Annotated in this window: 4 protein-coding genes; all 4 read right to left on the bottom strand. The window is 64.5% G+C overall.

Translation table 11 applies throughout. The features are described 5' to 3' along the window. Positions 1 to 182: hypothetical protein (locus AC1D1W_RS19255; protein WP_476944530.1), on the bottom strand; the 182-nt coding region annotated here is incomplete at its 3' end. Positions 183 to 274: 92 nt separating this feature from the next. After that, positions 275 to 3,427, bottom strand: a complete 3,153-nt coding sequence (locus tag AC1D1W_RS19250) for a helicase C-terminal domain-containing protein (RefSeq protein WP_476944529.1) — start codon at positions 3,425 to 3,427, stop codon at positions 275 to 277. After that, positions 3,417 to 5,297: a phospholipase D family protein gene (locus tag AC1D1W_RS19245; RefSeq protein ID WP_476944528.1), complete on the bottom strand. Its 1,881-nt coding sequence runs from the start codon at positions 5,295 to 5,297 to the stop codon at positions 3,417 to 3,419. Before AC1D1W_RS19245 ends, AC1D1W_RS19250 begins: the two co-directional genes overlap by 11 nt. Beyond that, positions 5,290 to 6,485, bottom strand: a 1,196-nt coding sequence (locus tag AC1D1W_RS19240; RefSeq protein WP_476944527.1) for a DUF6361 family protein, incomplete at its 5' end; no start/stop codon positions are given. The genes AC1D1W_RS19240 and AC1D1W_RS19245, both read right to left, overlap by 8 nt.

Here is a 6,485-nt window from a genome sequence, read left to right as displayed (position 1 = left end):
GTGTTGGGCCCTTCGTTGTCAACGTCGATAACGGCGCTATCTTGCGAGTACCTAAGAACCAAGTCTGCCCGGTCTCGGCCGTCTTCGCGCTCCGTCGTCCGCTGCACGTTCCATAGCGTAACGAACAGGGAGGCCGCCGCAATAAGAACGGCGCCAACGGACAGTACGTCAGTCAACAGCATGGTTCGAGCATAACTACATGGTTACCTCTTGGCCGTCGTAACCTTGCCATGCCTGAATATTTGCGAGGCGACGTTGATGCTAGTAACACGCGCTACGGCCGCAAAATCAAGGGCTTCATCTGCGCCCCATCCTTGATCAGCCCGAGCAGGTCGTCCTGACGGGCCTGACCCAACGTCAGCCGGTACTTCGCCAGCCCCAAAAGCATCTGCTTGGTCCTGGGCACATCGCGGCTCAATGGATGGTCCAGGAGTCGACGCTGAATCTTGTGTTTTCCAGGGTGGATCCAGTGCGGTGAGAACTCGGTGCTGGAGTCTTCCGGGTGCGCTGCAACATCGGCAGAAGCTACGGAAAACAGCGTTTCCCACGGGTCCGTGACTCCGGGCTTTAGCACTTCAGCACCATGCGCTTCCGCGACATTCTTGCGAACCGCATGTCCCAGATACCTGTGTACCCGTCCTTCGCGCTGTTCAAAATCAACGGGATTTCCAGGCACGTTCCAGTGGATGACCGAGTGCGCCCACCAATGGAAGTCTATGCCTTCCTGTCCGACGGACGTCGAGGCCAGCACGAAGGGCCAGAAGGGACTGTTGAACGCCCGGCGGACATCGGGCATACGGTTGCTGTCGCCGTCGTCCGTTTTGGCGTTGCTGTACCGGACGGCGAAGCGGACGCCCATTCGGAGATCGTCGTGCGAGCCGTCGGGGTATTTGGCGAGCATCTGGGCCGGCTTGAGGGACAAGGAACGCCGGATGTCATCGGCTAGCGCCCACAGCTGTTCGGTGGTGATCTCCCCGGGGGCCTGCTGGCTGCGGAGCTGGAAGACGTATTCGTCCAGCACGGCCTGGAGGTTTCCGGCTTCGCAGTAGCGCAAGACCTTCTGCCAGTAGTCGCCTTCGGGATAGAGCTTGTCCAGCAGCTCGGTGGCGTCGAGGCGGTTAAAGAGCGTGCGCAGGCCGCTTGCGGCAAACACGGCGGCCTTCCACAGCTCTGTGCCGTCGAAGTCGTCCGGCACCACKCGCCTCAGGGCACGGTAGAGGCAGTTGGCGGGGGAGTTGACGGCCAGGTCTTCAAGCCTGTCCTCCCAGCCCGACGGCTCACCGGCCACGGCGCCCAGCATCCGTTCAACGTGTGCCAGATAGAGCCCGGCCTCGGAGCCACCTTCCTGCTCGGTCTCCCCGCCGTCCGCGGCTTTGCCCTGCTGCTGGGTGTACTCGTCCAGCTGCCGCAGCTCCCGGGTGGCCAGCTTGGCAGCGTTCTTCCACTCGGCGGGCAGGGCGCCAGGAACCGAGAAGTAGGACGCCCAGGCGCCGAGCCGGCTGGCGGAGTCGACGACGGCGCCGTCCACCATCGCGGCGCCGGCGGATGCCGCGGCATCCCGAACAACGTCGCCGGGCACTAAGGAACCACTCAATGAGGCACTCTCCAGTGGATCACCTGCAAGTGCCAGAGCAGCATGGGGGATGAACAGCGCCAGCGTGGACATGGCCTGGGGTTCACCGTCGCGGACGCGGAACCGCAGGCGGCCACGGAAGCGCTTGCGTGCTTCGGCCGTGTTTTCCCCGTGCAGAGGCGACCCTTCAAGGATCTGCCGCTCGGCCTCGTAGGAGAGCATCGTGGTGATCGCCGTCGGGGCAGCGTTCCATGCCGAGAAGACCAGCTGCTTGGTGACGTCAGCACCAACCTCAGCGAAAGCCCCGGAAGGCTCTAAGTAGGGGAGCGACGGCGGCACCCACAGCAGCTTCCACCAGCCCTGGCCGACGGTGTGCTCGCGCACGGCCCGGAACTTGGCGTTGTCGGTCTCCACGGCGCCATAGCGGCGATAGGCATCGGGGTCGATGGTCGCGAGGGCCGGCAGCACCGGGTCAACGGCTTCGCGGTCGCAGTGGATTCTGCCGTCCAGCATTCTGCCGACTTTGTAGTCGGTGAGGAAGTGCGCGAACATCGGCACGGATTTCCAATACTCCATCGCAGTGCCGGTGCCCGCGGCCCGGAACAAAGCGGAGAGGGACCTGTAGCTGGTGAGGTCCCCGGCCCGGACATCCGTTGGTGCCATCTCGATCACGGACAGCATGTCGTCTTTGCCGAGCTGGGGCCGCTCCGTGCGGCTCATGAAGAGCTTCAGGCGGTCCTCGATGCGATGCGTCAGCACATCGTCAGGGACCTGCTTGAGCAGCTGGGTCCGCCGGTCATCCAGATCAGCCTCGAGGCCCTCCATGTACCCCGGCCGTTCACTGCTTAGGAACCGAAGGAGCTGCCGGAAGTCTGCGGCGTGGTCGTCGCCGTCGGCTTCGTTCGCTCCGGTGTGCGCCTTATACGGCGTGGCGGAGAGCAGGATGAGTTTGGCGCCGTCGTAGTTCAGGAACTGGCGCGCGAGCTCCGCAGCAGGATCCTCGTCGTCGGGCGCGGTGCCGGGAGAGTAAAGCAGATCGCGGAAGCGCTGGAACTCGTCCAGAACGATCAAATCAGGCTCTAGACAGTCCAATCCGGCCTGGGCGAGGTCTCCACGGAGCCCTCCGATGATGGCGCTCATGCGGAGCCGGACATTGTCAGTTCCGGCGGTCAAGGTTTCAATCATCGCCGTTTCAAAAGCGGCGAGATTTCCGCTCTTCGTGGCGAGCTGTCTGAATTTGTCACACACCGAGGTGACGAACCCTTCGGGATGCAGTTCGGTGAGGCGTTTGATTTCCCAACTGAATCCGGGAACGCCAGCGCCCGCCCTCAACAGCTCGACCGCGTCATCCCGGCGTTCGGCAGTGATCACTCCGAGCTGTTCGAGGATCCGAAACAGCACCGCCCGTTCCTTGGCCTGGCCGGTTGCCCCGCCGACGTTGAACGACGTGCCCGGCGTCAGCGAGATGAAGTTAACCCGCTTCCGTGTTCCCGGCGCCGCCGGAGAATTGAGCTTGGTCAGCTCGGCAGGCAGCAGCGTCAGCCGGCCCGACTCAATGATGTCCTTCTGCCCGGTGACGTTCAGCCGGCCGATGTTCTGCTTGGCCAGGTCAGCATTGGAGCAGACGTAGACGACGTCGATGCGGTCCACCCCGGAATCCGGCCGGTCAAGCCGCTCGATCGCCTTCGCGACAACGCCGCGGGCCACCATGCTCTTGCCCAGTCCCGTCTCGTCCGCGACGAGGAAACGGTCCGCCGGCTGGGCATCCAGATAGAGGCGCTTGAAGACGTGTTCCACAGTCCGGCGCTGAAAGCCCCTCAGGCCGTCCAGCGCGGGCGATGCATCAAACCCCATGACGTTCCCCCATGTCTAGTGCCTCGGTGGCTGCCGTCCAGAGCGCGTGCAGCTGCTGAATCTCCGGGTCATCGCCACGAAGGGCGAGCAGCCGGTCCATGACTACCTTCAGATCCGGGAAGACCGAGCCGGCGTCCGGACCCGCCATTGCGCCCACCATCGCCTCGAAGAGTCCAGCGGTGGAACCATCGCCGAACCCTGAACCGGCAAACCATCCGGTGCCAGTCCCGGACCCTGGAAGGGCATCCTCCGGTGTAAGGAACAACAACAGGAACTGCCGGAGCTTCTGCGGATCGTCCAGTTGGCGGGCGATGATCTCATCCAGCCTTCCCGCCGGATCGGTGCGCAAGCTGCCTTGGATTACCGTGCTCTTGGACAGCCCGGCGACCGGGTCCTCCAGCGTGAGCACCAGATACGGGGTCACGTCCGCGAGCGGTATGGCGTGGAAAGCGTGTTCGTGCTGACCGCCAGAGGGCCCGACGCCGGCGCTTGGCTGGGGGAGTGAAAGGAGCCGGAGCTTCGCGTGTAACTCGGCATTGGGCGACCAGTCATGCGTGACGGTCACCGTGAACGTGTTTTTCGCGTCGCCGTCGGGGACGGCATCGAGGAGGAACTTCTGCGCTGCAGCGTCCCGCAGCGCATTCTCCAGTCGGAAGGCGGCCACGTCCTCCTCCGAGCGGGCTTCGCCGCCAGCGCCCAAGTAGTCGGCGAAGGGCACGTCCTTGAGGCTTTCCCGGATGCGCTGCACACCAAGGCGCTTCTTGGCTCCCCGCATTTCCAGCAGGAACTCCACGTTCCTGGTGAAACCCGCTTCGGTGGCGTTGGCCGATCCAAGGAGCGCGTAGGTGAAGTGGTCGTAGTCGCAGAAGTAAGCCTTCGCGTGCAGGCCGGTCAGATCGTCGGCGACACGCTGGATCCCGGACTCGTCCACATCGCTCCGTCCTGACTCCGACGATTCGGGGATGCCGAGCTCGTCAAAGGCTTTGAACGACGTGCGGGTGTCGGTAACCGTCTGTTCCTGGAGAAGGTCCACCTGATCGCCGCGCGAATAGACGAAGAGGTTYTCCGTCCATTTGTCCCGCAGCCGGCCGATCAGCTTGTCATCGAGGAAGGGTGAGACGACCAGCTTGTCCCGGCCGAGATGGGCCCCGTTCCCGGTCTTGTTGTTGAGCGCAATGAAGTTCTCCGGATCGCGGAGGTGCGCCACAATCGAGCCCTGTTCGAAGTGTTTTCCCATACCCATCGGCCGGAAGGCCAGGCGGTGGATGTCCTCGGGCAGGTCCCAGCGGACGTCCGCCAGGCGCGAGGCGAGCCCGCGCACCCTAGCCAGCCTCCCGGCGTCGGGCGTCACAGTGCAGAGGCCGGGGAGCCCGGCGATGAAGTGCGCGAGGGGTCCGCTGTCCGGGCCGGCATCCTCGGCGTCCTGCACGGGTTCGCCGTCGAGCCGGACGAGCAGGTCCCAGCTGGCGTCGGTAGTGAGGTTGCGGCTGCTGCACAGGAAGCGGTAGCGGCGTTCGGTGTCGTTTTCGAATTCAAGCAGCCAGATCTTCGGGTGGAATAGCCCGTGCCGGACGCTGACCTGATGAACCATCGGCTCCAGCAGCGAGAGCAGGTCCGAGGCGTCCGAGGGTGCCTTGATGTGGCCGGCCTGGCAGAAGATGTCTACACGGTCGGAGACTTTGCGCAGGGCGCTGAGCACCGCCACCGGATTGGTGAATTCTTCCCCGGAGCCCGCGACGAAGCTCAGCGGTACCGACAGGGCGCTGGTCATGTCCAGGGTGAAGGTGGTGCCCACGGCGTGGGAGAGCCGGAATCCTGCCGGCGGGCGCAGCTGCTGTGTGAGTGCCTGCCTGTTTGCTGCCTCAAGCATTCGACTGCCCTTCCAGCGCGAGCCCGGCGTGGATATCCAGGACGTTTCGCCGCACTTGTGCCCAGCGGAAGGACAGAGACGCGACCTGCGCCGGCGGCTGCCAGGCGCGGAGCCGGCGTTCGTTGCGGAACCGCGAGTTGGACTTTTTCATGAGCTTCTCTCGGATTTCGACGGTGGCCCGGAATTCTGCGTTGTCGATCAGTTTGCTGGGGCTCAGGGCTGCGTCGGCCATCTGCCGGGCGAAATCGGCGGTGTTGCCGTTGATACCGGGGTTCAGCGCCTTGGCACGGTCGAGGTAACCGTTCACGTCCCATCCTGCGAGGAGCTCGCGCTTGCTGTCCCGCTGCTCTTCCCATCCTTCGAGGAGTTCCTGCGTGGGCTCCGGAGTATCCTCACCGGCGTTGAAAACGGACGCCGAGAGTTCCGCGAGCAGGTGCTGGTAGAGGATGGTGGCGCCGTTGTGGATGAAGGAGAACGCCTCTGCGTCCTTGAGCCCCTGCGCGGGTTCGCCTTCCGCGCTTCGGCACGCCGGGTCCAGCCAGGGGGCCCAGAGTCCCGGGGTGGGGCTGGCGTCGGACCCGACGACGTGGGCCAGCATGGTGCCGGCGCAGGTGGTCAGGATGCGTTCCTGCAGCCAGCGGGCCTCGTCGTGGGAGAGTGTCAAACCCCGGTCTTCCGACTGAGGGAAGCCGATGGGTGGCTTCGGGAGAGTCTGGTTCCAGACGGAGTAGATGCTGTCGCCGTCTTCAGCGGAAGGGGCGTCGGCGCACATGAGCTGGGCGACGGCGGAGCGGTCGGTGTCCGCGTTGACGATCCCGTAACGGCGGAGCGCCGACCAGTACGCGGCCGACGGAAGCTGACGCACATTCCTGCCTGCATCGCGCCCGATGTAGCTTTCCTCGCCGAGCTTCTTGAACGTGCCGATCAGCTGCCGCTCGGATTCCTCGGCCCGCTTCCGCAAGTCATCGGCGTTCTTAGTGCCTTTGTAGGCGCTGAGGTAGGCCCACGGGACGAGCAGCATGTAGCGCGCGCCCAGGTGCAGCACGGAAGTGCCCGGGAACAGACTGTTGCTGATCGCGTCGCGGAGCTGGCCCATGCCGAGGTCATCCGTTGTTTCGGGCGTGCCGAAGAGCTTAACGAGCTCGCGCATCTTCGAGTTTTCCTCGGTGGACGCGTCGAGCCAGGAGA

The sequence above is a fragment of the Arthrobacter sp. P1_B4 genome (assembly GCF_056406555.1).
This window is presented reverse-complemented; position numbering and strand designations above follow the sequence as displayed.